Source organism: Paracoccus sp. J55 (assembly GCF_000513975.1).
GTDB lineage: Bacteria > Pseudomonadota > Alphaproteobacteria > Rhodobacterales > Rhodobacteraceae > Paracoccus.
In genome coordinates this window covers 1-1248 of the sequence record NZ_AZVA01000067.1, presented here as the reverse complement: position 1 = coordinate 1248, position 1248 = coordinate 1, and the positions used below count along the sequence as shown (strand labels likewise).

Annotated in this window: 1 pseudogene; it reads left to right on the top strand. The window is 53.5% G+C overall.

Annotated elements, in window-relative coordinates:
* A pseudogene (locus PARJ55_RS24220) lies at window positions 1-89 on the top strand (IS5/IS1182 family transposase); the annotation flags it as partial.
* Window positions 90-1248 lie beyond the last annotated feature (1159 nt).

Here is a 1248-nt window from a genome sequence, read left to right as displayed (position 1 = left end):
CAACCCGCTACGACAAAACCGCCGAAAGCTTCCTTGGCTTCGTCGACGTCGCCTGCATCAGGCTCTGGCTCCGCCATTTGTCAACATGACCTAAGGCTCCTCGGCCTGTCGCGGAGGCCACGCCTTCCGCAGTTTCGGGAACCGATGCGCCAAGAAAGTAAAGTGATACGACCACCAGCGCAATGGCAGCCGTTGAACCGAGAGTTTTCTTTGGGTTTTGGATCGCCCAGAGACACACATAAACGCCCGCTCTCAGGCTATACCAAATCATTCGGAACATGCGGCCGATACGAATAAAAGTGCGGCTGAACCAGCTACGGCGTGCCCAAGCCGCAGAGGCTTCGGCCTTGATCCGCTCAGCTTCAAGCTTGGCCTCCTTACGTTTCATAGCGACGGTCTCTGCATGAAACTTCGCATTTCGGAGGCGATCATCACGTGTTACTTTAAGCGCACTAAATTTTACCTTAGGATTCTGGCTGAGCCATCCTTTTGCCCATGCCAGTCCAGCGCAGATCAGCAAAACACCGATAATGAAGGCTGCCGAAGCCACACTTTGCTCGTTGGCCAATCCATAAACGGCGGCACAGATGAACATGGCGGCAACAAGTTCTGTTCTCCAAGAGGCATTCATCACTCTGATCGCTGCAATAGCGCATACCAATCCATTGACACCGAGCCACCAAGGGGAAGCACCACCCAAGCTGACATTCGCGCCTGGGGGCAACCAAACAGCACCATACCCGATGGAAGGGGAAAGAGCATCAGAAAGTAGATGTATGGCCGTGGCAGCCAAAAACAATGCACAAAGAGGTTTCATGAACCAAAGACGAGATAGTACCAAAGCAAGACATCCCGGCACTAGGATCGAGTGAGTCAGGATAGATCGATGATGTAAGAATGGGTGCATGGCATGATCGACATCCGGAAGCGGAACGAGGGTAGCTATTAGCGTCTCAAAGACTAACATTAGCGCGAATGCCTGAATGCACAAAAACAGCACGGAGCCAAGGAAGTGCAGCTTAGGGAATCGGTCTGCCGTAGAAAGCAGAGCCAGAGGATGTGATGTCACAATCTACCTTGATGCATTGGTGGCTGTAGGGGTTAACCTATCGATATGTATAAGTATGGGGAAGGAGGAAGAAGGAAGGAACAGGATGTCAACGGCGGAGCAAAAGTCGGCCGGGGCGGCGGCGTAAAGTCCGGCCAGTTGGGGGGTGCGCCATGGCGCGCGCGCTGGCCACATAGCTG